Annotated in this window: 23 protein-coding genes; 13 read left to right on the forward strand and 10 right to left on the reverse strand. The window is 73.8% G+C overall.

The window, feature by feature from the left end; translation table 11 throughout:
* Window position 1 precedes the first annotated feature (1 nt).
* The 3 genes from gnd to tkt all read right to left on the reverse strand — a co-directional run bounded on the left by gnd (window position 2) and on the right by tkt (window position 4,665).
* Entirely contained in the window at window positions 2–910 is a 909-nt protein-coding gene (gene gnd / locus H958_RS0131845) for a phosphogluconate dehydrogenase (NAD(+)-dependent, decarboxylating) (protein WP_028061616.1), read from the reverse strand.
* Window positions 911–2,458 (reverse strand): hypothetical protein, encoded by a 1,548-nt coding sequence (locus H958_RS0131850; RefSeq protein ID WP_081686491.1) that lies wholly within the window; start codon window positions 2,456–2,458, stop codon window positions 911–913.
* 128 nt (window positions 2,459–2,586) lie between these two features.
* Window positions 2,587–4,665, reverse strand: a complete 2,079-nt coding sequence (gene tkt, locus H958_RS0131855; protein WP_081686492.1) for a transketolase — start codon at window positions 4,663–4,665, stop codon at window positions 2,587–2,589.
* 80 nt (window positions 4,666–4,745) lie between these two features.
* Here tkt and H958_RS0131860 point away from each other — a divergent pair, with 80 nt between their 5' ends.
* Both H958_RS0131860 and msrB read left to right on the forward strand, forming a co-directional pair.
* Window positions 4,746–4,901, forward strand: a complete 156-nt coding sequence (locus H958_RS0131860) for a hypothetical protein (protein WP_156028446.1) — start codon at window positions 4,746–4,748, stop codon at window positions 4,899–4,901.
* Window positions 4,902–4,931: 30 nt separating this feature from the next.
* Window positions 4,932–5,339 (forward strand): peptide-methionine (R)-S-oxide reductase MsrB, encoded by a 408-nt coding sequence (gene msrB, locus H958_RS0131865; protein ID WP_028061620.1) that lies wholly within the window; start codon window positions 4,932–4,934, stop codon window positions 5,337–5,339.
* Here the strand turns inward: msrB and H958_RS0131870 are convergent.
* Together H958_RS0131870 and H958_RS0131875 are read right to left on the reverse strand one after the other, a co-directional pair.
* Window positions 5,288–5,764 carry an SRPBCC family protein gene (locus H958_RS0131870; RefSeq protein WP_028061621.1) on the reverse strand — a complete coding sequence of 159 codons (477 nt, stop codon included), beginning with the start codon at window positions 5,762–5,764 and terminating at the stop codon, window positions 5,288–5,290. The two genes, msrB and H958_RS0131870, sit on opposite strands and share 52 nt — an antisense overlap.
* Entirely contained in the window at window positions 5,761–6,069 is a 309-nt protein-coding gene (locus H958_RS0131875) for an ArsR/SmtB family transcription factor (RefSeq protein WP_028061622.1), read from the reverse strand. Before H958_RS0131875 ends, H958_RS0131870 begins: the two co-directional genes overlap by 4 nt.
* 80 nt (window positions 6,070–6,149) lie before the next feature.
* On the opposite strand from H958_RS0131875, the gene H958_RS0131880 reads away from it, so the two are divergent.
* The 4 genes from H958_RS0131880 (at window position 6,150) to H958_RS0131895 (ending at window position 11,881) form a co-directional block, all read left to right on the forward strand.
* Window positions 6,150–6,818: an ABC transporter ATP-binding protein gene (locus H958_RS0131880; RefSeq protein ID WP_028061623.1), complete on the forward strand. Its 669-nt coding sequence runs from the start codon at window positions 6,150–6,152 to the stop codon at window positions 6,816–6,818.
* A gap of 49 nt (window positions 6,819–6,867) precedes the next feature.
* Window positions 6,868–9,114, forward strand: a complete 2,247-nt coding sequence (locus tag H958_RS0131885; RefSeq protein WP_028061624.1) for an ABC transporter permease — start codon at window positions 6,868–6,870, stop codon at window positions 9,112–9,114.
* The gene (locus tag H958_RS41905; protein WP_037412195.1) at window positions 9,111–10,595 is read left to right on the forward strand and encodes a metallophosphoesterase; all 1,485 of its coding nucleotides are present in this window, start codon (window positions 9,111–9,113) and stop codon (window positions 10,593–10,595) included. Before H958_RS0131885 ends, H958_RS41905 begins: the two co-directional genes overlap by 4 nt.
* Window positions 10,596–10,768: 173 nt before the next feature.
* Window positions 10,769–11,881 (forward strand): chromate transporter, encoded by a 1,113-nt coding sequence (locus H958_RS0131895; protein WP_028061625.1) that lies wholly within the window; start codon window positions 10,769–10,771, stop codon window positions 11,879–11,881.
* Here the strand turns inward: H958_RS0131895 and H958_RS0131900 are convergent.
* Window positions 11,878–12,282, reverse strand: coding sequence for a nitroreductase family deazaflavin-dependent oxidoreductase (locus H958_RS0131900; protein WP_028061626.1), 405 nt, complete (start codon window positions 12,280–12,282; stop codon window positions 11,878–11,880). The two genes, H958_RS0131895 and H958_RS0131900, sit on opposite strands and share 4 nt — an antisense overlap.
* Before the next feature lie 219 nt (window positions 12,283–12,501).
* The gene (locus tag H958_RS0131910; RefSeq protein ID WP_028061627.1) at window positions 12,502–13,965 is read right to left on the reverse strand and encodes an MFS transporter; all 1,464 of its coding nucleotides are present in this window, start codon (window positions 13,963–13,965) and stop codon (window positions 12,502–12,504) included.
* Between the two features lie 108 nt (window positions 13,966–14,073).
* On the opposite strand from H958_RS0131910, the gene H958_RS41910 reads away from it, so the two are divergent.
* Together H958_RS41910 and H958_RS0131920 are read left to right on the forward strand one after the other, a co-directional pair.
* A complete protein-coding gene (locus H958_RS41910; protein WP_081686493.1) occupies window positions 14,074–14,685 on the forward strand; it encodes a TetR/AcrR family transcriptional regulator in 612 nt (203 codons plus the stop codon).
* A 10-nt stretch (window positions 14,686–14,695) separates the two neighbouring features.
* Complete coding sequence (locus tag H958_RS0131920; protein WP_037412197.1) at window positions 14,696–16,519, forward strand: M3 family oligoendopeptidase; 1,824 nt, start codon at window positions 14,696–14,698, stop codon at window positions 16,517–16,519.
* Between the two features lie 118 nt (window positions 16,520–16,637).
* Here the strand turns inward: H958_RS0131920 and H958_RS0131925 are convergent, their stop codons facing one another.
* Entirely contained in the window at window positions 16,638–17,858 is a 1,221-nt protein-coding gene (locus tag H958_RS0131925) for a M20/M25/M40 family metallo-hydrolase (RefSeq protein WP_037412200.1), read from the reverse strand.
* A gap of 103 nt (window positions 17,859–17,961) precedes the next feature.
* On the opposite strand from H958_RS0131925, the gene H958_RS41915 reads away from it, so the two are divergent.
* Together H958_RS41915 and H958_RS41920 are read left to right on the forward strand one after the other, a co-directional pair.
* A complete protein-coding gene (locus H958_RS41915) occupies window positions 17,962–18,681 on the forward strand; it encodes an ATP-binding cassette domain-containing protein (protein WP_196807665.1) in 720 nt (239 codons plus the stop codon).
* A 66-nt stretch (window positions 18,682–18,747) separates the two neighbouring features.
* On the forward strand, window positions 18,748–19,275 hold the full coding sequence (locus H958_RS41920; protein WP_051325095.1) for a helix-turn-helix domain-containing protein: 528 nt from the start codon (window positions 18,748–18,750) through the stop codon (window positions 19,273–19,275).
* Here H958_RS41920 and H958_RS0131940 read toward each other — a convergent pair.
* Entirely contained in the window at window positions 19,265–20,041 is a 777-nt protein-coding gene (locus H958_RS0131940; RefSeq protein ID WP_028061630.1) for an isocitrate lyase/PEP mutase family protein, read from the reverse strand. The genes H958_RS41920 and H958_RS0131940 overlap by 11 nt on opposite strands.
* On the reverse strand, window positions 20,038–20,658 hold the full coding sequence (locus tag H958_RS41925; RefSeq protein WP_051325096.1) for a class I SAM-dependent methyltransferase: 621 nt from the start codon (window positions 20,656–20,658) through the stop codon (window positions 20,038–20,040). The genes H958_RS0131940 and H958_RS41925 overlap by 4 nt, the downstream gene beginning before the upstream one ends.
* A gap of 11 nt (window positions 20,659–20,669) precedes the next feature.
* On the opposite strand from H958_RS41925, the gene H958_RS0131950 reads away from it, so the two are divergent.
* The 3 genes from H958_RS0131950 to H958_RS0131960 all read left to right on the forward strand — a co-directional run bounded on the left by H958_RS0131950 (window position 20,670) and on the right by H958_RS0131960 (window position 23,645).
* A complete protein-coding gene (locus tag H958_RS0131950; RefSeq protein WP_028061631.1) occupies window positions 20,670–21,665 on the forward strand; it encodes a LacI family DNA-binding transcriptional regulator in 996 nt (331 codons plus the stop codon).
* 77 nt (window positions 21,666–21,742) lie between these two features.
* A complete protein-coding gene (locus H958_RS0131955; RefSeq protein ID WP_028061632.1) occupies window positions 21,743–22,135 on the forward strand; it encodes a hypothetical protein in 393 nt (130 codons plus the stop codon).
* A gap of 46 nt (window positions 22,136–22,181) precedes the next feature.
* Window positions 22,182–23,645, forward strand: a complete 1,464-nt coding sequence (locus tag H958_RS0131960; protein WP_028061633.1) for an MFS transporter — start codon at window positions 22,182–22,184, stop codon at window positions 23,643–23,645.

Raw genomic sequence — 23,645 nt, forward strand, 5'->3', positions numbered from 1 at the left:
ATCAGGACTCCAGCTTGTGCACCGCGTGGCCGCCGAACTGGTTGCGCAGCGCGGCGAGCACGCGGTGGGTGTAGTCGCCGTTGCCGCGCGAGTAGAAGCGCGCGTACAGCGACGCGGTGATGACGGGGGTGGGGACGTCGAGGTCGATGCCGTCGACGATCGTCCAGCGGCCCTCGCCCGAGTCGTCGACGTAGCCCTGGAGCCCGGCGAGGTCGTTGCCGTCCTCGTCGAAGGCGCGCTCGGCCAGCTCGCACAGCCAGGAGCGCACGACCGAGCCGCGGTTCCAGAGCCCCGCGACCTCCTTGAGCTCGATCGGGAACTCCGACTTGTGCATCAGCTCGAAGCCCTCGGCGTAGGCCTGCATCATCCCGTACTCGACGCCGTTGTGGACCATCTTCACGAAATGCCCGGCGCCGGCATCGCCGAACCGCCGCCAGCCGTCCGGCGGGGCGAGCACGTCGAGGATCGGCGCGAGCCGGTCGACCGAGTCCTGATGGCCGCCGACCATCATGCAGTAGCCGACCTCGAGGCCCCAGACGCCGCCGGACGTGCCGACGTCGATGTAGTGGATCCCGGCCTCGTCGAGCTCCGCCGCGCGGCGCTTGTCGTCATGCCAGTTGGAGTTGCCGCCGTCGACGACGGCGTCGCCCGGCTCCAGCAGCCCCTTGAGCGTCTGCACGCTCGACTCGGTGATCTCCCCCGCGGGCACCATCAGCCAGACCATCCGCGGGGCGGACAGCTTCGAGACCAGCTCCTCGAGCGAGGAGGCGCCGGTGGCGCCGTGACCCTCCGCGGTCGAGACGGCGTCCGCGCTAGGATCGAACGCGACGACCTCATGGCCGGAGTCGCGGAGGATGCGATGGACCATGTTGCCGCCCATGCGGCCGAGTCCGACGAATCCGATCTGCATCTAGAGGCGCTCCTTGATCTGGTCGATGTCGCCCACGACGACCCGCACGGCCGTGAGCCCATGGTCGCGCAGCGTCTGCAGGTCGCCGTCCGCCTGCGCGCGGATCAGCGTGCCGAAGGTGTAGGGCTCGCCGGGGACCTCGAGATCGGCCGCCGGCTCGTCGATCAGCTGCAGGAAGCGTCCGACGGGAGGACCGCCCTTGTGGAACTGGCCGGTCGAGTGCAGGAAGCGCGGCCCGTAGCCCCAGGTCGTCGCCACGTGGAAGCGATCGATCAGCGCCGTGCGCAGGCGCGCGATCGCCGCCTCGGTCTCGGCCGAGTACGGCAGGTAGCCCATGATCGCGATATACGCCGGCGGCTCGCAGCGCAGCTCCGAGAGGTCGCCCTCCGGCAGCTCCGGCGCGCCGTGCTGGAGGACGCGATTGGTGTTGTCCTTGGCCTCCTGGACGTTGGGCTGGTCGAACGGGTTGATCCCGAGCACCCAGCCGGCGACGGCGGTGGCGAACTCCGACAGGAAGAAGATGCGACCGAGGTCCTCAGGCCCGAGCGCGTGGATCGTGATCAGCGGGTGGCCCGCCTCCGCCAGGTCGGCGCCGCTGCGCACGCCGCCGTGCTCGAGGTGCAGGAACACGCGGTCCTCGCCGTAGGCCGAGGGGTCCATCATCGGCTCGTCGGCGATCGGCAGGATTCCCTTGCCCTGCTTGCCGGTCGACTCCGCGACGAGCTGCTCGGCCCAGAGCCCGTACGCCTCCAGCGGCGCGTCGGCCACGAAGGTCAGCTTGTCGCGGCCCTGGGCGGCGAGCTCGCCGAGCGCGACGCCGAGCCACAGGCCCGGGTTGCCCTGCTCGGCGCGGCACTCCTCGGCGGCGTCGATCGCCGAGTCGAGCACGGCCCCGATGTCGATCCCGGCCAGCACCGCGGGGACGAGTCCGAACGGCGACAGCGCGCTGTAGCGGCCGCCGATCTCCGGGTCGCCGTGGAAGACGCGCCGGAAGGAATGCTCCTGCGCCAGCTTCTCCAGCGACGTGCCGGGATCGGTCACCGCGACATAGTGCGCGCCATCCGGCTGGCGGGCGTGGAAGGCCTTGAACATCGAGTTCGGCTCGATCGTCCCGCCCGACTTCGACGAGACGATCATGATCGCCTTGTCGAGGTCGACGGCGTCGAGCACCGCCTGGACCTGAACCGGGTGCGTCGAGTCGAGCACGTGCAGGGTCAGCCCGTCGGCGCCGGCGAAGCTGCGCCGGAAGACCTCGGGCGCGAGGCTCGAGCCGCCCATGCCGAGCAGCACCGCGTCGGTGTAGCCCGCCTCGCGCACCTCGGCGGCGAAGGCGGCGTAGTCGTCGAGGAGCTCGCGCATGCGGTCGGCGATGTCGAGCCAGCCGAGCCGGTCCTCGAGCTCCGGCGTGCCCGCGCGCGCCCACAAGGTCCCGTCCTTGGCCCAGATCCGCTCGACCACGCGTTCCTCGCCTGCAGCCCGCAGGCGGTCGGCCACGGCGTCGGCATAACGCTCGGGGACCTCGGCCTCGATCGTCGTTACGTCGCTCATGCGTGTTTCCTCCTGCACCGGCCGTCGGATCGTGGGCAGGACGCTAGCGGACGAATGGCCGCGACAGGCATTTCCTGAGCCGGCCGCCTCCCCCGCGAGACGGCCGCCGAAGTCGTCCTCCGGGAGCCCTACCCGACCGCCGCCAGGACGCGCCGCGCGCGCTCGGCGACCTTCTCGCCGGTGAATCCGAAGTGCTCGTAGAGCGCCTTGGCCGGGGCCGAGGCGCCGAAGCCCTCCATCGCCACCACGTCGCCGGCGTCGCCCACCCAGCGGTGCCAGCCGAGCGGGCTGGCGGCCTCGACCGCGACCCGCGCGCGCACGGACGGCGGCAGGACGCTGTCGCGGTAGGCCTGGTCCTGCTCGGCGAAGCGGTCCAGGCACGGCGCCGAGACGAGCCGGACGCGGACGCCCTCGGCGTCGAGGATGTTCGCCGCGTCGTGCGCGACGTGCACCTCGGTGCCCGTGGCGATCAGGATCAGCTGCGGGTCCTCGGCGTCCTTGAGCACGTACGCGCCGCGCTCGATCGCATCGGCCGGGACGGCCGACGGGTCCCACACCGGGACGCCCTGGCGGCTCAGCGCGAGCACCGTCGGCGTGTCGGTCGCGTTGACGGCGAATTGCCACGCCAGCGCGGTCTCGTTGAAGCCGGCCGGGCGCACGACGTTGACGTGCGGCGTCGCGCGCAGCGTCGCGAGCTGCTCGATCGGCTGGTGGGTCGGGCCGTCCTCGCCGAGGCCGATCGAGTCGTGCGTGAAGACGAACGTCGACGGGATCCGCATCAGGGCGGCGAGGCGGATCGACGCCTTCATGTAGTCGCTGAAGATGAGGAAGCCGGCGCCGAACGCGCGGAGGCCCGAGAGCGTGAGGCCGTTGACGATCGTCCCCATGCCGAACTCGCGGATGCCGAAGTGCAGGTTGCGGCCGCCGTATTCGCCCTTCTCGACGCTGCCGCCGTCGTTGATCAGCGTCAGCGTGGAGGGCGCGAGGTCGGCGGCGCCGCCGACCAGCTCGGGGACGTTCGCCGCGACCCACTGGATGACGTCCTGTGAGGCCTTGCGCGTCGCGATCATCCCGGCGTCCGGGCCCTTGGTCGGCACGTCGGCGTCCCAGCCCGCCGGCGGGCGGCGGTCGACGACGATGCGCTCGAACTCGGCGGCGAGCTCGGGGTACTCGGCCTTGTAGGCCTCGAAGCGCTCGTTCCACTCCTTGACGTACTCGTCGCCGCGCGGGACGGCCTCGCGGAAGTGCGCGAGCGACTCGTCGGGCACGAAGAACGGCTCCAGGCTCGGCCAGCCGTAGGCCTCCTTGGTGAGCCTGATCTCCTCGTCGCCCAGCGGCGAGCCGTGCGCCCCGGCCGTGTCCTGCTTGTTCGGCGCCCCGATCGCGATGTGGCTGCGGACGATGATCAGGCTCGGCCGGTCCTCGACCGAACGCGCCTCGCTCAGCGCGGCCTCGATGCGCTCGAGCCCCATGTCCTCGCCGAGGTTCTGGACGTGCCAGCCGTAGGCCTCGTAGCGCTTGCCGACGTCCTCGCTCATCGCGAGGCTGGTGTCGCCCTCGATCGAGATGTGGTTGTCGTCGTAGAACGCGATCAGGCGGCCGAGGCCGAGGTGGCCCGCGAGCGCGGAGGACTCGTGGCTGACGCCCTCCTGCATGTCCCCGTCGGACGCGATCACGTACGTGTGGTGATCGATGATCTCGTGGCCGGGCTCGTTGAAGCGGGCGGCGAGCATGCGCTCGGCGAGCGCGAGGCCGACCGAGCTCGAGATGCCCTGGCCGAGCGGTCCGGTCGTCGTCTCGATGCCCGGCAGGTGGCCGTATTCCGGATGGCCGGCGGTCGGCGAGCCGAGCTGGCGGAAGTGCTTGAGATCGTCGAGCGAGACCCCGTAGCCGCTCAGGAAGAGCGTCGAGTACAGCAGCATCGACGCATGCCCGGCGCTGAGCACGAAGCGGTCCCGGTCCGGCCAGTCCGGGTGCGTCGGGGCGTGCTTCATCACGCGCGTGTAGAGGACGTACGTCAGCGGCGCGAGCGCCATCGGCGTCCCCGGATGGCCCGAGTTGGCGCGCTGCACGCCGTCCATCGACAGCGTGCGGATCGTGTTGACGCAGAGCTCGTCGAGCGTCGTCGTCTCTTCTGCGACGGACACGAGGCCTCCTGAGGGTTCGGGTTCAAATGGCGGCGGAGACGGTACTAAGTGACGCCGCATACGGGCGTAAGGGGTGGGGCCGCGGAGGAGTGCCCGGACGCCCGATGCGGCGCGGGCTTCTCAGCTTGAACATGACGCTCATGCATCCGACCCTCATGACCATCCTCGCCAACGAGCGCTCCTACGACCTGCGGGCGGACGCCGCCGCGCGTCGCCGCAGCCGCTTCGCCCTCAACCGCGGTCGCCGGGCTCAGGCCCGGCGGCTTCGCCGCCAGGTGCGGGTCGCTCACGCGTAACGCGCGCGCCCGTGGGCGTACTGTGGAGACATGGCGACAGAGATTCAGAAGACCGACGCGCAGTGGCGCGAGGAGCTCACGCCTGAGCAGTACGCCGTACTGCGCCAGGCCGGTACCGAGCGGGCGTTCACGGGCGCCTACTGGGACGTCCACGACGACGGGATCTACCGCTGCGCCGGCTGCGGCGCGGAGCTGTTCTCGTCCGAGACGAAGTTCGAGTCGGGCTCCGGATGGCCCTCGTTCACCGAGCCCGCGGTCGCCGAGGCGGTGGAGGCCAAGCGCGACCTCTCGCACGGGATGATCCGCACCGAGGTGACCTGCAGGCGCTGCGGCGGCCACCTCGGCCACGTGTTCGACGACGGCCCGCGCGAAGCGGGCGGCCTGCGCTACTGCATCAACTCGGCGGCCCTGGAGCTCGACTCCACCTCGCCCCGGTAGAGCTGGAGCAGACCGGGCCAGCCGCCCTCCCTCGACACCGCCGCGCGCACCTGCTCGGCGGTGTCGCCGTGACGCTCGATGTGGCGGTGCTCGAGCTGGACGAGCGTCTTCTCGCCCTGAGGCGTGAACGTGACCTCGACCTCGGACGCCTGGTCGGTGTGGTAGCGCCAGTCGCCGCCGATCTGCCACGTCAGCTTCAGGCGCCGCGGCGGCTCGTAGGCGAGCACCGTGCCCCACTCGCACTCGCCGCCGTCGGCATCGCGCTCGTACCAGCGGCCGCCGGTCCTCGGCTCGAGGACGGCCTCCAGCATGTCGCCCTGCCCGATCTTGTGAGCGCGCGGCCACCAGGCGTCGAAGCTCCCGGTGAAGACCTCGAACGCGCGCTCGGGCGGTGCGTCGACGGTGATCTCGCTGCGGACGTTCATCGCGTGTGCTGCTCCTTCTCGACGGCCTCTTTCAACGAGGCGAGGGCTTGGGTCCAGAACCGCTCGAAGTACATGCGCAACGCGCCGACCCCCTGCGGGTCGAGCTGGTAGAGCCGGCGCGTGCCCTCGGCCCGGTCCGTGACCAGGCCGGCCTGCTTGAGCACCTTGAGGTGCTGCGAGACGGCGGGCCGGGAGACCGGCAGGTGGTTCGCGAGCTCGCCGACCGCCTGCGGGCCCTCCGCGAGGCGCTCGAAGATCGCGCGCCGCGTGGGGTCGCCGAGGGCATCCATTCCTGCGTTAGTCATGGCTTACCGTTAGTTTGGACTTACCGTTGCTGCCTGTCAAGTCCTGAACGCGGGTTTATGCGCCGCCGTACCGTGAACGGATGGCGGTCGTTCGCGCCGAGGGGCTGGTGAAGACGTTCGGGGAGGGCCGCGCCGCGCGGCGCGTGCTCGACGGGGCCTCGCTGAGCGTCGCGGCGGGCGAGGTGGTCGCGGTCGTGGGCCGCTCGGGAACCGGGAAGTCGACGCTGCTGCACCTGATCGGCGGGCTGGACCGGCCCGAGGCGGGCTCGATCGTCGTCGACGGCGTGCAGGTGACGGGCGCGGGCGAGCGGGCGCTGAGCCGGCTGCGGCGGCGGCGCGTGGGGTTCGTGTTCCAGTTCTTCCATCTGCTGCCCGAGCTGACGGGCGAGGCGAACGTTCTGCTGGCCGGGCGCGTGCGCCACGCGCGGCCGGACGCCGCCGCGCGCGGGCAGGAGCTGATCGACAGGCTCGGGCTGCGCGCCGTGGCGGGATCGCTCCCGTCGCAGCTGTCCGGCGGCGAGCAGCAGCGGTTCGCGATCGCGCGCGCGCTCGTGAACGACCCCGCGGTGCTGCTGGCCGACGAGCCGACGGGGAACCTGGACGTGCACGCGGGCGCCGAGGTGCTGCAGCTCCTGCGGGCCGGAGCGGACGAGGGGCGCGCCGTCGTGATGGTCACGCACGAGGCATCGGCGGCGTCGATCGCCGACCGCGTGCTGCGGCTCGAGCGCGGGCGGCTGGTGGACGCGTGAGACCGCCGCGCTCCTCCGGCCCGATCGCCGCCGCCCAGGGCGGGCGCCGGTGCTGAGCGACGCGCTCGCCGGCCTCCGTGCCCGCCGCTCGCGCACCATGCTGGCGGCGGCAGGCGTCTTCGCGGCCGCGCTCGTCGCCGGCACCGCGACCACGGTCGGGTACTCGCTGGCGACCGGGTTCGACCGCTCGGCGGACCGCGCGGACCTGCCCGACGTGATCGCGCGCTTCTCCTCCGACCGGCTCTCGCGGGTCGACGCCCGCGTGAGTGCGCTGCCGAACCTCGCGGCGCGCTCGTACCGGTGGGAGCGGACGAACGTGGCGCTGGACAGCGCGGCGAAGTCGACCGGCCAGGGCGCGCTGGACCTCGTCCTCGGCGGCCGCCGCGGCTACCTCGTCGTGTCCGGACACGATCTGACGGGCGCGCCCGGCGAGGTCGTGGTCGAGCGGGGCCTGGCGCAGGAGTGGGGGCTCAAGGCCGGCGACGACCTGCGCGTCGGGCGGCTCGGTTGGCTGCGGATCGCCGGCATCGCGGTCTCGCCGGACAACGTCGCCTATCCGCTGGCGAAGGCGGCGCGCGTCTATGTGTCCCCCGAATGGCTCGGCTTCCGGCCGGACCCGAACGTCGCGCTGCTGTGGCTCAACGACCCGTCGAAGGCCGACGTGACGCTGACGCAGGCGCGCGCGGTCTCGTTCGGCCTCGGACGGTTGCAGTTCATCACGCGCGACGGCGTGCGGGTCCTGCTCTCCCAGGCGGCGGGGATCGTGATCTCGCTGCTGATCGCGTTCTCGCTCGTCGCGCTCGTCGCCGCCGGCACGATGCTGGCGGCCGGCGCGCACGCGGACGTCCAGCGGCGGCTGCCCGCGCTCGGCGTGCAGCGCGCGCTCGGCTTCACGCCGGCGCGGATCGCGGCGCTGCAGGCGACCGAGGCCGCGCTCGTGGCGATCCCGGCGGCGGGGCTCGGGATCGCGGCCGGCGCCGCGCTGGTCGCGCGGCCGGCCGGCGACCTCCTGGCCGCGCTCAACGAGCTCAGCCCGGGCTGGGCGCTCGTCCCGCCGCTGGCCGTCTGCCTGCTCGCGGTCACGCTCGTGGTCGTCACCGCCGCCACCTGGCCGGCGTGGAAGGCGGCGCGGCGGCCGCCGGTCGAGATCCTGCGCGGCGGGGACGTCGCGGTGCCGGCGCGCCGGCGGCGAGCCGCGACCCGCGGTGGGGGCCTCGCCGCGCTCGGCGCGCGCTTCGCCACCGCAGCGCGCGGGCGGTGGGTCGCCGCCGTCGCGACGATCGCCGTGTGCGCGGGCGTCGTGACGCTGATGCTCGCGCTCGCGTCGCTGCTCGAGCGGCTGCGCACCGATCCGGGCACGGTCGGCAAGCGCTACCAGCTGAGCCTCACGCTCGACTCGAGCCGCGTGGGCGAGGCGGCGAAGGTGCCCGGCGTCGCCGCCGTCGGGCGGCGCTACAGCGTCGACGCGGCGGATTCCTTCCGGCTCGGCGAGCCCGTGCGGCTCGTCGCGTATCCCGGCGACCACACGCGGTTCGAGGCGCCTCCGCTCGCCGAAGGCCGGCGCATCCGCGGTGCCGGCGACATCGAGGTCGGCCAGGGCATGGCCGACGCGCTCGGGCTCAGCCCCGGCTCCGTGTTCGCCGCGCAGCTGCCGAACGGCGAGGAGGCGCGGTTCCGCGTCAGCGGCGTGGTGCGGGCGCTCGAGAACGACGGGCGGATCGCGTGGGTGCGGGCCGGCCGGCTGCTCGCAGCCGACCCGGCCGTCTCGCCGGAGATCGTGGTCCGAGTGCGCGCGGGCGCGAATCGCGACGCCGTCGTGCGCCGGCTCGAAGCGCTCGGCGCCCAGCTCACGCCGGTCGGCGGCGCGCAGACCGACGACGCCCGCTTCCTGGCGGTGCTCGCGGCCGTCCTGCGCGGCGTCGGGCTCGCCGTCGGGCTCGTCTGCCTCTACGCGCTGATCCAGGCGCTGACCGTCACCGCCCGCGAGCGGCGCGGCGCGGTGGCCCTGCTGCGCGCCTGCGGCGCCGACGCCGCGACGGTCGCGCTCGTGCTCGCCGGCGCGGCGGCGGCGGTGGCGATCCCGGCGGCGCTCGCCGGCGTCCTGCTCGGGACGTTCGCGTTCGGCCCGCTGGTCGCCCGCCTCGCGGCGGGGTTCGCGTCCCTGCCGCTCGCACCCACGGGCGGCCAGGTGGCGCTCGTCGTCGCGGGCCTGCTCGCGCTCGCCGCGGCGGCGACCGCGATCGTGGCCCGCCGCGTCCTGCGGGAGCCGATCGTCGCGGGGTTGCGCGAGGAATGAGACCGCCCGAGGAGATCCGCCACGCCGCCACGGCAGGCCCGCGCCGGGCGCGCGCGGCGGTGCTCGCCGCGGCGATCCTCGCGCTCGCGGCCGTCGCCGTCCCCGCCTGCAGCGGCGACCGCGCCGCCTCGCCCGCCGTTGCCGGCTCGACGCTCCAGGCGACGCTCGCCGATCCCGACGGGGACGGGTTCCTGCAGGCTGGGCCGGGCGAGCCGCTGGTCGACCGCGGCGGCAGGGCGGCGCCCGGCGCGACCCTGGCGACCTTCGCGCAGCTGACCGACACGCACGTCCGCGACGAGGAGTCCCCGGCGCGCGTGCCGTTCCTGGACCGCCTCGGCGGCCGCTTCACGTCGACGTTCCGCCCCCAGGAGGCGTTCTCCGCGCAGACGCTCGACGCGTCCGTCCGTGCGCTCAACCGCGAGCGGCCGGAGGCCGTCTTCGTGACCGGCGACATCGTCGACAACGCGCAGGAGAACGAGCTGACGATGGCGATCGACACGCTCGACGGGCGCGAGGTCCACCCCGGCAGCGGCGCGCCCGGCTACGACGGCGTCCAGGCCGCGGACTCGGCCGATCCCTTCTACTACCGCCCCGATCACGACTCCCCTCGGCATCCGGGCTCCCTCGCCGCCGCGCAGCGGCCGTTCAAGGCGGCCGGCCTCGACGCGCCGTGGTACCCGATCGTCGGCAACCACGACGTGCTCGCGCAGGGCGAGGTTCCGCCCACACCGGCGATCCAGGCGTGGGCGACCGGTGGGCGGCTCGTGACCACGCTCGATCCCGGGCTCCAGCCGCCCACCGAGGAGACGCAGGCCAAGCAGGCGGTCGCGGCCGTCCTCTCGGGCGCGGCGTCCCTGCCCAGCGTGCCGACCCCGCGCGATCCGCACCGGCGCATGCTCAGCTCGCCGCAGGTCGAGCGGCGACTGATCGCGGCGAGCGCGAAGGGAACCGCCGCGCCCGGTGGGCTGATGGACTACGCCGTCGACGTGGGCCCGCACGTCCGCGCGATCACGCTCGACACCGTCCGCCGCGACGGCACCTCCAAGGGCCTCGTCACCGCCGCCCAGACCGCCTGGCTCACCACCCAGCTCCAGCAGGCCGGCGACCGCTGGGTGATCGTCCTCTCCCACAACCCGCTCGACGCGTCCGACGGCGGCGCCGCAGCGCTCGCCGCGCTCGACCGGGACGCGCGCGTCGTCGCCGCGATCTCCGGCAACCGCCACAAGAACGTGGTCACGCGCCACAAGCGGTTCTGGCTCGTCGGCACGTCCTCGCTCGCCGACTATCCCCAGCAGGCGCGCATGTTCCGCCTGCGCGCCACCCGCACCGGCGTCGCGCTCGAGACCTGGATGGTCGACCACGACGGCAAGGGCCTCGCCGGCGTCTCGCGCGAGCTGGCCTACCTCGACGCCCAGGGCGGCCGCCCGCAGCGCTTCGCGGGCACCCGCGAGGACCGCAACGCGCGGCTCTACGTGGGCTAGTCCGGATCGACGCGCAGCGAGGCGATCTGCTCGCCCGACTCCGGCGCTCGTCGCCGGAGTCATCGCCGCTCGGCCGCAGGATCACGAGGCGGCGGCGAGGATCACCAGGGCGAGTGCCCCGAAGAGGAGGCGCATGGTTCTGCGCACCCTGTCGTTTGTAGCCTGCGGGGCGCATGCGCGACATCCCGCTTCGCGTGGTCCTGCGCGAGTGGGGCCGGATCGGCTGCCTCGGATTCGGCGGCCCGCCGGCGCACATCGCGCTGCTGCGGCAGCTCGTGGTGGACCGCCGGCGCTGGCTCGGGCACGACGAGCTCGAGGACGCGATCGCGGCCTGCAACCTGCTGCCCGGGCCCGCCAGCACGCAGCTGGCGATCTACACGGCGTGGCGCGTGCGCGGGCGACCGGGCGCGCTCGTGGGCGGCCTCGCATTCATCCTTCCCGGGCTGGTCGCGATCCTCGCGCTGTCGGCCGTGTTCCTCGCGAGCAGCCCGCCGGAGTGGGTCCGGGGCGCGGGAGCAGGGGCCGGCGCGGCGGTGGCCGCCGTAGCGGTCCAGGCGGCCTGGGCGCTGATCCCGGCGAGCTGGACGCGGGCGCCGAGCGGGCTGCGCTGGATCGCCTATGCCGCCGCCGGCGCCGCCGCGGCCGCGGCGGCCGCCCCCTGGGTCGTGCTCGTCCTGCTCGCGGCCGGCGCGCTCGAGCTCACGCGTCGCCGCGCCGCGCTCCACGCGTGGCCGGTCCTTTTCGCGGCCTCGGCGCCGAGCGCGGGGCTCGCGTGGGTCGCGCTGAAGGTCGGCGCCCTGTCGTACGGCGGCGGCTTCGTGATCATCCCGCTGATGCAGGGCGACGCCGTCGACCGCCACCACTGGATGACGGCGGAGCAGTTCCTCAACGCCGTCGCGCTCGGCCAGGTGACGCCGGGGCCGGTGGTGCACACCGTCGCCGCCGTCGGCTACGCGGCGGCCGGCGTGCCGGGCGCGCTGCTCGCCGCGGCCATCGCGTTCGCGCCGTCGTTCGCCTTCGTCCTCGCGGGCGCAGGCCGCTTCGGCCGCCTGCGCGCCCACGCCGACGTGCGCGCGTTCCTCGACGGCGCCGGACCGGCGGCGATCGGCGCCATCCTCGGCTCCGCGTTCGCGCTCGCGCGCGCGCTCGAGGAACCGTGGCAGGCGGCGATCCTCGCGGCCGCAGCGGTCGCGCTGCTGGCCGCAAGGCGCGGCGTGGTGGAGACGCTCGTCGCGGCGGGCATCGCCGGCGCGCTGCTCGCGCTCGCCGGTGCCCCGGCTCCCTAGGACGCGCGCTCGAGGACGACGATCGGGATCTGCCGGTCGGTCTTCTTCTGGTACTCGTCGTAGTCCGGCCACTCGGCGGTCATCGTCGGCCACAGCTGCCGGCGCTCCTGCGAGTCGGCGACCCGCGCGCGCGCCTTGAAGCGCTCGTCGCGGACCTGCACCTCGACGTCCGGATCGGCCTCGAGGTTCAGGAACCACGCCGGCGGCTCGTCGGCGCCGCCCTTGGACGCCACGATCAGGTAGTCGTCGCCGTTGCGCCCGTAGATCAGCGGCAGCTCGCGCGGCTGGCCGCTGCGGCGCCCCTTCGTGGTCAGCAGCAGCGTCTGCGTGCCGCGCCAGTCGTGTCCTTCTTCGCCCCCGGTCGCCCGGTAGCGCTCAACGTGCTCCTTGCCAAACAACATCCTCAAAACCTACCCATAGGCCGCCTGCCTACCCTCTCGAGGTGTCACGCCCGCTCTTCGTGGCCGGCGGCGCCCTGCACTTCCTCGAGCCCCGCGTGCACGAGGCGATCATCGACGCCCAGCGCTTCCGCGGCATCCCGATGCCGCTGCTGTGAGGGCGGCAAGGCGCCGCGACGGGGGGTGACCGCCGCGGCGCCCTTTGTGTCGCCGGTGATGAACCTAGGCAGAGACGGGCACAACCTCCACCTCGCCTGCCTGAGCCGCCGCGGCGTGCTCGCGGCTGGCGCGGCCGGAGATCGTGAACAGCGCGAGCAGCGCGCCGGCGATCGCGAACCCGGCGCCGACCGTCATCGCGGTGCCGAAGCCCTCGGTCAGCGCCTGCGCGCGGGCGGTGCCGTCGCCGAGCAGCGAGTCCGTGCGCGAGTTGGCGATCGCGGCGAGGATGGCCAGGCCGAGCGCGCCGCCGATCTGCTGCGACGTGTTGATCAGGCCCGAGGCGAGGCCGGCCTCATGCCCTTCGACGCCCGCCACGGCGGCGACCGTCATCGACACGAACGCGAACCCGAGGCCGAAGGCGGACAGCAGCGACGGGAACAGGATGTCGCCGAGGTACGAGCCGCCGGCCGAGATCTGCGCGAACCAGACCAGGCCGCCTGCGGTCAGCACCATGCCCAGCACGAGGATCGGCTTGAAGCCGAAGCGCGTGACGAGGCCGGAGGCCATGCCCGCGGAGACGATGATCCCGCCCGCCAGCGGCAGATAGGAGACGCCCGCCTTCAGCGCGTCATAGCCCAGCACCTGCTGCATGTACAGCGAGACGAAGAAGAACATCGAGAACAGCGACATCGCGATCAGCAGCGCGACGACGTTCACGCTCGTGATCGTGCGGATGCGGAAGATGCCCGGGAACGGGACGAGCGGGGCCTTCGTCCTGCGCTCGATCGCGACGAACGCGACGATCGACGCGACCGCGACGCCCATCAGGATCAGCGTCTCCGCCGAGGCCCAGCCGGCCTTGTTGGCGTTGACGATCGAGTAGACGAGCAGCGACAGACCGCCGGTGACGGCGATGGCGCCCGCGACGTCGAAGTGGCGCGGGCCTGCGTTGCGGCTCTCGGGCAGCAGGCGCGGGGCGATCAGCGCCGCGGCGATGCCGATCGGCACGTTCACGAACAGCACCCACTCCCAGCCGGCCCACTGCGTCAGCATGCCGCCGAACAGCACGCCGGCGGCGCCGCCGGCGCCGGAGACGGCGCCCCAGACGCCCATCGCCTTGTTGCGCTCCGCACCCTCCCTGAAGAGCACGGTCACGAGCGAGAGCGCGGCCGGAGAGACGAGCGCGGCGCCGAGGCCCTGGACCGCGCGCGCGACGATCAGCCATACGTCGCTCTGGGCCAGGCCGCCTGCGAGTGAAGCGGATGCGAACAGCACGAGGCCGATGACGAACATGCGGCGGCGGCCGATCAGGTCGGCCATGCGGCCGCCGAGCAGCAGGAAGCCGCCGAACGTCAGGGTGTACGCGTTGACGACCCAGGACAGGTTGTCCTGGGAGAAGTCGAGCGCGCGGCCGATGGACGGAAGCGCGACATTGACGATCGCCGCGTCGAGCACGACGATGAACTGCGCCGCGGCCAAGAGGGCGAGCGCCAGCCAGCGGCGATCGGTCGAGGGTGTGGTTGTCATCAGTGCTCCTGGTGGGGTTAGCCGAACTAAGTGGAAGCGGGGTTCCGGTTTCGGTTGGTACCATACGGAATTGACGTTCCGCTTTCAAGGCCCTATTTTCCTTCTCCCATGACACAGGTCTCAGGACGCCCCCTCCGCGCAGACGCTCGGCGCAATCGCGAGCGCGTCCTGACGGCCGCCCGCGCGGTCTTCGCCGAGCAGGGTCATGACGCCCAGATGGACGACGTCGCCAAGCGCGCCGAGGTCGGAGTCGGCACCGTCTACCGGCACTTCCCGACCAAGGAGGCGCTGATCGACGCGATCGCGCTCGATGCGTTCGAGCGCCTGCTCGCGTTCGCGACCGAGCAGGTCGCGCGCGAGGACGCCGATCCCTGGGAGGCGCTGGAGGCGACGATGTGGGCCAGCGCGGAGATCCTCGCGGGTGACCGCGCGGTCGCCGAGGTGATGGCCGAGATGGCCGGCCCGCTGACCTTCGACGAGGCGCTGCAGGAGAAGGCGTCCGCCGCGATGACGGCGCTCGTCGAGCGCGCTCAGGCGGCCGGCGCCCTGCGGCCGGACGTGATCGTCGACGACATCGTGATGGTCATGTGCGGGGTCGGCACGGCGACGCGCAAGCCGCACAGCTGTACCGAGGCGTGGCGCCGCCACGTGGCCATCCTCCTCGACGGGCTGCGCGCCGGGAGCGCCGTCTCCGATCTCACGCTGAAGCCTTGTTCGTAGGCTGAGGGGCATGACCGCCCCGGAAGCCCTCACCGATCCCGAGCTCGAGCAGGTCGCCTGGGATCTCAGTGACCTGATCGCCGGCGCGGGTCCCGAGGACCCGCAGGCCGCCGTGGACGCGCTGCTCGACGACGCGAAGTCGCGCGCCGACGCGTTCGCCGCCGCGTACGCCGGCAAGGTCGCGTCGCTCGACGGCCCCGGGCTGGTCACGCTGATGCGCGAGCTGGCGGAGATCGAGGAGATCGCCGCGCGCGCCGGCACCTACGCGCACCTCTCGTTCTCGGTCGACACGGCCGATCCGGCGCGCGGCGCGCTGCTGCAGCGCGTCGAGGAGAAGGGCACGGCGATCGAGACCGTGCTGCTGTTCTTCCAGCTCGAATGGGCCGCCCTCGACGACGCGAAGGCGGACGAGCTGCTCGCCGCGGACGGGCTGGACTTCGCGCGCCACCACCTCGCCACCGCGCGCCGCTACCGGCCGTACCTGCTGAGCGAGCCGGAGGAGAAGGTCCTCACGGAGAAGGCGCTGTCGGGCCGCACCGCGTGGGTGCGGCTGTTCGAGGAGCAGACGGCGGCGATCGAGGTCGAGCTGGCCGACGCGTCCGAGCCCGTGTCGCTCGAGGTCGCCCTCGCCCGCCTGTTCTCGCCTGACCGCGAGATCCGGCGCGACACCGCCCAGCGCGTCACCGCGGCGCTGCAGCCGGGGCTGCGCACGCGCGGCTTCGCGTTCAACACGCTGCTCGCCGACAAGGCGACCGACGACCGGCTGCGCTCGTTCCCGCACTGGCTGGCCTCGCGCAACCTCGCCAACGAGGCGTCCGACGAGTCGGTCCAGGCGCTGATCGACGCCGTCCGCGCCCGCTACGAGCTGCCCCGCCGCTGGTACCGGCTCAAGGCCCGGCTGCTCGGCCTCGACAAGCTCGCCGACTACGACCGCATGGCGGCGGTCACCTCCGACCAGGAGAAGGTGCCGTGGCACGAGGCGCGCGACCTCGTGCACGAGACCTACGCCGGCTTCTCCGACGAGCTCGGCGCGATCGTCAAGCGCTTCTACGACGAGCACTGGATCGACGGGCCGGTGCGCCCGGGCAAGCGCGGCGGCGCGTTCTGCTCCTACGGGACGCCGGGCGTGCACCCGTACGTGATGCTCAACTACACGTACCTGCGACGCGACGTCCTCACGCTCGCGCACGAGCTCGGCCACGGCGTCCACGCGGCGCTCGGGTCGCGCCAGGGCGTGTTCCACATGGCGACGCCGCTGACGCTGGCCGAGACCGCGTCGGTGTTCGGCGAGACGCTGGTGTTCGGGCGGCTGCTCGAGCGCGCGCCGACGCCCGAGTCGCGGCTGGCGCTGCTGGCCGAGTCGATCGAGGGGTCGATCGCGACCGTCTTCCGCCAGGTGGCGATGAACAGCTTCGAGCACCTCGTGCACACCAGGCGGCGAGACGAGGGCGAGCTGTCGGCCGACCGCTTCGGCGAACTGTGGGCGGAGTCGCAGGTGGAGCTGCTCGGCGACGCGGTCGAGGTCACCGAGGGCTACCGGTCGTGGTGGTCCTACGTGCCCCACTTCATCGCGACCCCGGGCTACGTCTACGCATATGCCTACGGGCAGCTGCTGGCGCTGGCCGTGTATGGGCGCTACGAGGAGGAGGGCGACGCGTTCGTGCCCAAGTACCTCGAGCTGCTCGGCGCGGGCGGGTCGCGCAGCCCGGAGGAGCTCGGCGCGATCGTCGGCGTCGACCTCGCCGACCCCGGCTTCTGGGACCGCGGCCTGGATCTGGTGGAGCGCAAGCTCGACGCCGCCGAGCAGGCGGCGAAGGACGCCGGCCGCATCTAGGGCGTCACCCGCCCGCCGGCGCGTCGCCGATCTCGGTCCGCGCGTAGCGCGCCTCGCAGCTCACGCCGCGCGGTCGAGCAGCGCCTGCGCGCCGGCGGGAAGCCCGAGCCGCCGCGGCTCACGCGCTCCGCAGCACGAGCCGCACGATCATCCGCGCGACCGCGGTGAGCTCGGAGAGCTCGACGTGCTCGTCGACCGCGTGGGCGAGCTCGATGCCCGGGGTCCCGACCATCACGGCCGGGATCCCGCGGGCGGTGAAGAGCCGCATGTCGGCCCCGTAGGGCACGCCGACCACCGGCGCCGAGCCGCGCTCCGCGGCGACCGCCTCGCGGACCGCGGCGACCCACGGGTGGTCCCGCGGCGTCTCTCCGGACGCGAACGCGCCGCCTTCCCACGTCAGCACGCACGGCGGCTCGCCGTCGTCGAGCGCCGCGTCGACCGCGGCCTGCAGCGCCGCTCGCGCTTCGCCGAGGCCGGCGCCGACGGGGACGCCGAGGCGCCCCTCGAACTCGATCCGGTCGGGCACCTGGCTCGACCACGTCCCGCCGGTGATCCGTCCGACGAGCAGCGGGTACGGAAGCGGCAACGACCGCATCAGCGGATGCGCCACGTCCGCGTTGACCGCCGCCTCGTGGGCCGCCAGCGCCGCGTGGACGCGCACGTAGCGGTCGAGCGCGGAGCAGCCCTCCAGCCGCGCCGCGGCGTGGGCCGAGCGCCCGCGGACGACGCCCTTGAAGGTCAGCGCGCCGGCTTGGGCGCAGACGACGGCGAAGCCGGTCGGCTCCGGGAGCAGGGCGGCGTCGAACGCGGCGTCGCGCTCGAGCTCGGCGAACGTGCCGAGGCCGCCGTCCTCCTCCGAGGACACCGCCTGCAGGACGACCGTGGGCGAGGTCGCGCCGGCGGCCTTGACGGCGGCCAGCGCGTGCAGCGCCGCGACGACGGCGCCCTTCATGTCGACCGCTCCGCGCCCGTAGAGCCGGCCGCCGGCGAGCTCGCCCGACCATGGCCCGTGCGACCACGGCTCCGTGCCGGGCCCGACGACGTCGACGTGCCCGTTGATCGCGATCCGGGGCCCGGAGCCGGGCAGCGTCGCCGTCAGTCCCCACAGCTCCTCACGCGGCGCCTCCTCGCCCGGATGGCCGGGCGCGGCCCGCAGCGCCGCCAGGTCGTGCGCGTGCAGGTCGGCCTCCAGCCCCAGCTCCCCCGCCCGCGCCGCCAGCAGCTCGAGCACCCGGCGCTCGGCGCCCGTCACGCTCGGCACCCGCACCGCCGCGGCCGCATCGCGCGCGAGCGCCTCCGTGTCCAGCGCCGCGAGCGCCGCCTCCTCTTCGGGTGCCATGAGCGCGCGAGGGTACCGTGCAGCGATCCGAGCCCGCAGGGCGAGGATCGCCCTTGACCTTCGGATAGGTCGAGAAAGGCTGAGCGCGAGGATGATCTTCGCGATGAGGGAGCCCGGCGATCAGCCGATCGCGGTGCGCTCGCTCGGTCGTCGCTTCGGTCCCCAGCAGGTGTTGGAGGATGTGGATCTGTCGGTCGGGCGCGGCGAGATTCATGGCCTGCTCGGTCCGGGCAATGCCGGCAAGAGCACGCTGCTGCGCATCCTCGCCGGCCGGCTCGGCCAGACCGCCGGCGAAGCGCGCGTGCTCGGCGAGCCGTCCGGCGCGCCGGCGCTGAAGGGCCGGATCGCGCTCGTCGACGCGGGAGGGGACGTCGCCTACCAGCGCATCTCCGGCTTCGAGAACCTCGCGTTCGCGGGCCGCCTGCACGGGATGGCGCACCGCGAGGCGTTCGAGCGCGCCGACGCGCTGCTGCACGAGGCCGGCCTCGGCGCCGCCGCGCAGGTCGCGGTCGGCGAGTGGACCTCGGGGATGCGCCGCCGCCTGGCGGTCGCCCGCGCGCTGATCACCGAGCCCGCGGTGCTCCTGATCGACGCGCCGGCGCACGGGATGGAGCTCGATGCGGCCGGCGCCGTCCGCACGGTCGTCGCCGCCCGCGCGACCCACGGCGCCGCCGTGCTGTGGGCGACGCACCGACTCGACGAGCTGCCCGCCGCCGCGGCGACCGTGACCGTGCTCGCGAGCGGCCGCGTGCGCTATGCGGGCGCCGTGCGCGCGCTGGCCTCGCTCTGCGTCCAGACGGCGGGGGCGCGGCGCGCTGCCTGACCACAAGCCCAGGCCTGAGGCGAGGGTGTCAGCGCTTGCATACCACTCCCGTTAGTCTGGAAGACGGTGCTTAGCGGTCAAACTTTCAACAACGGCATAGGCTCCGACCTGGGTGGACGCGTCCGCTCCCTGCGGCGCCAGCGCGGGCTCACGCTCAAGGCGCTCGGCAGGCTTGCCGGCCTCTCGCACCCGTTCCTCAGCCAGGTCGAGCGCGGGCTCGCGCGCCCCAGCGTCGTCTCGGTGGAGCGGATCGCCGAAGCGCTCGGCGTGCCTGTCGCGCACCTGTGGGCGCCGCCGCGCTCGCGCGACGTGCGGCTGCTGCGGCGCGAGGAGAGCGGGCGCGGCACGCGCGAGCTGCTCGCCGCCGCGCCGGCGGTGCAGGAGTGGAGCGGCGACCGGCGCTGGCCCGCGGAGCCCGATGCGCACGCCGGCGACGTGCTCGTCTACGTCGCGCGCGGCGCGATCGACGTCGAGCTCGACGGCACCGTGCACGAGCTCGGCGAAGGCGACGCCCTCGTGTTCGACGGCCACACGCCGCACCGCCTGCGGCGCCGCGGCGGCCCGAGCACGCGCGCGCTGATCATCAGGGTCTGAACGCGAGATCGGCGGGCGGCTCGCCGCCCGCCAGCAGCATCTCGGCGGCCCTGCGCAGCGCGGCCGCCGCGACGCCCATCGGCCCCGGGCCGTAGCTGATGCGCGAGACGCCGGCGGCCGCGAGCTCCGCCCGCGCCGGCCCGCCCGCGCCGGCGAGCACGCTCACCGGCACGCGCGCCGCGATCTCCCTGATCGCATCGAGGTCCCGCAGCCCCGGCACGAAGATGCAGTCCGCGCCCGCGTCCATGTAGGCCTCCGCGCGCTCGATCGCCGCCACGAGCCGCTCCGGCTCGGGCACGTCGCGGATGTAGACGTCGGTGCGCGCGTTGATCACGACCGGCACGCCGAGCTCCTCACCGTTCGCGCGCGCCGCGGCGACCCGCGCGGCGTGCTCCTCGGCCGCCCGCAACGTGCCGTCCGGCTCGGAGTCCTCCAGGTTGCAGCCGACCGCGCCGGCCTCGATCGCCAGCGCGACGATCTCCCCCGCGTCGCCGTAGCCGCGCTCGAGGTCGGCGGTGACCGGAAGCTCCACGGCGCCGGCGATGATGCCGATCGCGGCGAGCATCGTCTCGCGCGGCATCGCCTCGCCGTCGGCGAAGCCATGCGCGGCGGCGATCGAGTGGCTCGCCGTGGCGACGGCCTGACAGCCGGGGGCGGCGGCGACGACGCGCGCGGACGCGGCGTCCCAGACGTTGACGAGCACGAGCGGCTCGCCGGGCCGGTGCAGCGCTCGCAGCGCCTCGGCCTTGTCTCGCTGGGTGCTCATGCCGGAGAGCGTATGCGGTAGACGGCGCCGCGCGGAAGCTCGGCGGCCGGGCGGCGAACGACGTCGAGGCCGGCGCCGGCGGCGCGCGCGAAGAAGCCCTCGGCGGCGGGACGGCCGGGGTCGGCGAGCCAGACCTCGCCGCGCGGCGCGAGCAGCCGCGGGAGCAGCGGCAGCAGCGCCTCGCCGTTGCGCGCCTCGTAGAGCACGTCGGAGGCGAGCACGAGCTCCCACGGCCCGCGCTCGATCAGCGCCTCCGGCTCGGTCCAGGAGCACGCGAGCGTGTCGAGCACCAGCCCGTTGCGCTCGGCGTTGCGCGCGGTCATCGCGACGGCGTCCGGGGCCCAGTCGGTCGCCAGCACGCGTCCGCCCGCCGCGGCCGCCGCGAGGCTGGGGAGCCCAAGGCCGCAGCCCAGCTCGAGCGTCCGCGCGCCGTGCAGCGCGCGCGTCCCGATCGCCCGCGCGAGCGCCAGCGCGCTCGGCCACAGCTCGGCCCAGTAGGGCAGGAACTCCTCGTGCTCGAACGCCTCATCGTCGAGCAGCGCCTCGGCGTCGCGCGGGCGCAGCAGCGTGAGATCGCGGCCCGCGATCGCGACGACCTCCTCGACCAGGTCCTCCATCGGACCCTAGGATGGCTGAGATCACCGTTCCGTCACGTGTCACCAGCGTCGATGTGGCCCGCCGTGCCGGCGTGTCGCAGTCGACGGTCTCGCTCGTGCTGTCCGGCAAGGGCCGCGGGCGCATATCCGCCCGCACGGAGGAGGCGGTCCGCGCGGCCGCGGCCGAGCTCGGCTACCGCCCGAACGTCGCGGCGCGCACGCTGCGCACCGGCGTCGCGCGCACCGTCGGGTTGGTGGTGCCCGACATCACGAACCCGTTCTTCGGGCCGATGCTGCGCGGCGCGCAGGCCGAGGCGATGAAGGCCGGGTACACGGTGATGCTGGTCGACATCGGCGAGGACCGGACGTGGGAGGCGCGCTCGGTCGAGGCGCTGCTCGCGGGCCCGTCGGACGGGCTGCTGCTGTTCGAGGCGGGGCTGCCCCCGGGCGAGACGCAGCCGGCGATCGCGATCGAGGTGCTGCCGGGCGACCTGCCCGTCGTCCGGCTCGACGTCGAGTCGGGCTTCGACCAGGCGATCGACCACCTGCTCGGGCTTGGCCACCGGCGCTTCGGACATCTCGCGGCGTCGTTCGAGGCGCAGACGTTCGAGCTGCGGCACGCGCGGCTGCGCGAGCGGCTGGAGCGCGAGGGCCTGGCGGCGCCCGTGACGGCGCGCACGAACATCACCTTCGCCGACGCGGCACGCGCAGGACGCGAGCTGCTCGAGAGCGACGCGACCGCGTTCGTCTGCGACGACGACATGCTCGCCGGCGGCATCTACCTCGCGGCGCGCGAGCGCGGGGTCCGGATCCCGCAGGACGTGTCGGTCGTGGGCTTCGACGACCTCGCGTTCGCCGTCGTGCTCGACCCGCCGCTGACGACGGTCGCGGCCGACGCGCAGGAGCTCGGCGCGACGGCGTTCCACGCGCTCGCCTCGGCGCTGGACGGCGTGCCGCCCCCGGCCGACCAGAAGCTGCCGGTGCGGCTCGTGGTCCGCGGCTCGACGGCGCCGCCGCGCGACGCGTAGGGGTTCGCGCCCGCCGCCGGGCCCGCGTCACCGAACCGCAACTTGACAGCTTGGTCATACGTAGTACGCTCATTCGTATGAACCAACTCCGCACCACCCTCGCCGCGACGTTCCTCGCGGCCGCGGCCGCCGGCTGCGCGCAGGTCGCGGAGGGCAGCCAGCAGCGGGTCCTCGTCGTACTCGGCGGCCACGCGGCGCAGTCCCCCGCGCTGATCGAGCGCGCGCGTGACGCGATCGCCGCGACCGGCGACGGCGAGGTCCAGCTGCGCGTGCCCGAGTCCTCGACCGAGGAGCTCGGCGTCACGCACATGGCCGCCGCCCGCCACTACGACACCGTGATCGCCGTCGACCTCGACCACCGCGTCTCGGTGGCGCCTGTCGCGGCGCGCTACCCCGGCGTGCGCTTCGTCGAGACCGCGGCGGACGCGGATGCGCTGGAGCGCGTCCTCGCCGCCGCCGCCGCCCGCTGATCGCCCGAGCTCACCGCTTCACCCCTGCGGTACGGTGCAGGTTTCCATGTCGCAGCCCGCGCACACCGCCGAGGGCAACCGCTGGGTCACGCTCGTCCTGGTCTGCCTCGCGCAGTTCATGGTCATCCTCGACGCGACGATCGTGAACGTCGCGCTGCCGACGATCCAGCGCGAGCTCGACTTCTCGCAGGCCGACCTGCAGTGGGTGATCAACAGCTACACGCTGACGTTCGGCGGCTTCCTGCTGCTCGGCGGCCGCGCCGCCGACCTCGTCGGCCGCAAGCGCATCTTCATCGCCGGCACGCTGCTGTTCTCGCTCGCCTCGCTGCTGAACGGGCTCTCGACCACGAGCACGCAGCTGGTGATCTTCCGCGGCCTGCAGGGACTCGGCGGCGCGCTCGTCTCCCCTGCCGCGCTGTCGATCATCACGACGACGTTCCCCGAAGGGCCTGAGCGCACGAAGGCGCTCGGCGTCTGGGGGGCGATCGCCGCCGGCGGCGCCGCGTTCGGCCTGCTGCTCGGCGGCATCCTCGTCGACTCGCTGTCGTGGGAGTGGATCTTCTTCGTCAACGTGCCCGTCGGCATCGTCACGGTCGCGCTCTCCGCGCGGCTGGTCCGCGAGTCCAAGGCCGAAGGGGCGGGCTCGTTCGACGTGCTCGGCGCCGTGCTCGTCACCTCGGGCCTGATCGTGCTCGTCTACGCGATCGTCAAGGCGCAGTCGTTCGGCTGGGGCTCAGGCCGCACGCTCGGCCTCGGGGCCGTCGCGCTCGCCCTGCTGGCGGCGTTCGTCGTCGCCGAGTCGCGCAGGGAGGGTCCGCTCGTGCGGCTGAGCATCTTCAGGATCCGCTCGCTCGCGGTCGCGAACCTCGTCCTGCTGCTCGTCGCCGGCGGCTTGTTCGCGCTGTTCTTCTTCGCGACGCTGTACGTGCAGGAGATCCTCGGCTTTTCGCCGCTGAAGGCGGGCTTCGCGTTCCTGCCCGTCACGGCGGGCATCGTGGCCGGCTCGGGCACGGCGCAGTTGCTCGTGCGCAGGGTCGGCGTGCGCGCGAACACGATCGGCGGGATGGTCTGCGCGGCGGCCGGCCTGTTCGTGCTCTCGGGCGTGCCGGTCGACGGCTCCTACGCGTCGGACCTGCTGCCTGGCCTGTTGCTGATGGCGTTCGGGATGGGGAACACGTTCGTGCCGATCACGCTGATCGCCACGACCAACGTGGAGCCGCGCGACGCCGGCCTGGCGTCCGGGCTCTTCAACACGTCTCAGCAGATCGGCGGGGCGCTCGGGCTCGCGGTGCTGTCGACGTTCGCCGCGGAGAAGACGACGAGCTGGCTGCAGGACCTCGGCCATCCGCCGTCGCCGGCCGACAGAGCGGCGGGCCTCGTCGAGGGCTTCCAGGTCGCCTTCACGTCAGCGGCGATCCTGGTCGCCTTCGGCGCGGTGTTGATGGCCCTGCTCCTGCGCTCCCGAGACGTCGAGAACGTCAACCCGGAGCAGGGAATGGTCCCGGCCTGA

This window comes from Candidatus Solirubrobacter pratensis (genome assembly GCF_000425945.1).
Lineage (GTDB): Bacteria > Actinomycetota > Thermoleophilia > Solirubrobacterales > Solirubrobacteraceae > Solirubrobacter > Solirubrobacter pratensis.

Coding starts and splice junctions, on each gene's coding strand:
- H958_RS41915 (WP_196807665.1), top strand. CDS start 17,962: ATGAGGGAGCCCGGCGATCAGCCGATCGCGGTGCGCTCGCTCGGTCGT.
- H958_RS0131850 (WP_081686491.1), bottom strand. CDS start 2,458: ATGAGCGACGTAACGACGATCGAGGCCGAGGTCCCCGAGCGTTATGCC.
- H958_RS0131895 (WP_028061625.1), top strand. CDS start 10,769: ATGCGCGACATCCCGCTTCGCGTGGTCCTGCGCGAGTGGGGCCGGATC.
- H958_RS0131880 (WP_028061623.1), top strand. CDS start 6,150: ATGGCGGTCGTTCGCGCCGAGGGGCTGGTGAAGACGTTCGGGGAGGGC.
- H958_RS0131925 (WP_037412200.1), bottom strand. CDS start 17,858: ATGGCACCCGAAGAGGAGGCGGCGCTCGCGGCGCTGGACACGGAGGCG.
- msrB (WP_028061620.1), top strand. CDS start 4,932: ATGGCGACAGAGATTCAGAAGACCGACGCGCAGTGGCGCGAGGAGCTC.
- H958_RS0131910 (WP_028061627.1), bottom strand. CDS start 13,965: ATGACAACCACACCCTCGACCGATCGCCGCTGGCTGGCGCTCGCCCTC.
- H958_RS0131860 (WP_156028446.1), top strand. CDS start 4,746: ATGCATCCGACCCTCATGACCATCCTCGCCAACGAGCGCTCCTACGAC.
- H958_RS0131900 (WP_028061626.1), bottom strand. CDS start 12,282: ATGTTGTTTGGCAAGGAGCACGTTGAGCGCTACCGGGCGACCGGGGGC.
- gnd (WP_028061616.1), bottom strand. CDS start 910: ATGCAGATCGGATTCGTCGGACTCGGCCGCATGGGCGGCAACATGGTC.
- H958_RS0131955 (WP_028061632.1), top strand. CDS start 21,743: ATGAACCAACTCCGCACCACCCTCGCCGCGACGTTCCTCGCGGCCGCG.
- H958_RS0131920 (WP_037412197.1), top strand. CDS start 14,696: ATGACCGCCCCGGAAGCCCTCACCGATCCCGAGCTCGAGCAGGTCGCC.
- H958_RS41905 (WP_037412195.1), top strand. CDS start 9,111: ATGAGACCGCCCGAGGAGATCCGCCACGCCGCCACGGCAGGCCCGCGC.
- H958_RS41910 (WP_081686493.1), top strand. CDS start 14,074: ATGACACAGGTCTCAGGACGCCCCCTCCGCGCAGACGCTCGGCGCAAT.
- H958_RS0131875 (WP_028061622.1), bottom strand. CDS start 6,069: ATGACTAACGCAGGAATGGATGCCCTCGGCGACCCCACGCGGCGCGCG.
- H958_RS0131940 (WP_028061630.1), bottom strand. CDS start 20,041: ATGAGCACCCAGCGAGACAAGGCCGAGGCGCTGCGAGCGCTGCACCGG.
- tkt (WP_081686492.1), bottom strand. CDS start 4,665: ATGCGGCGTCACTTAGTACCGTCTCCGCCGCCATTTGAACCCGAACCC.
- H958_RS0131870 (WP_028061621.1), bottom strand. CDS start 5,764: ATGAACGTCCGCAGCGAGATCACCGTCGACGCACCGCCCGAGCGCGCG.
- H958_RS0131960 (WP_028061633.1), top strand. CDS start 22,182: ATGTCGCAGCCCGCGCACACCGCCGAGGGCAACCGCTGGGTCACGCTC.
- H958_RS41925 (WP_051325096.1), bottom strand. CDS start 20,658: ATGGAGGACCTGGTCGAGGAGGTCGTCGCGATCGCGGGCCGCGATCTC.
- H958_RS0131950 (WP_028061631.1), top strand. CDS start 20,670: ATGGCTGAGATCACCGTTCCGTCACGTGTCACCAGCGTCGATGTGGCC.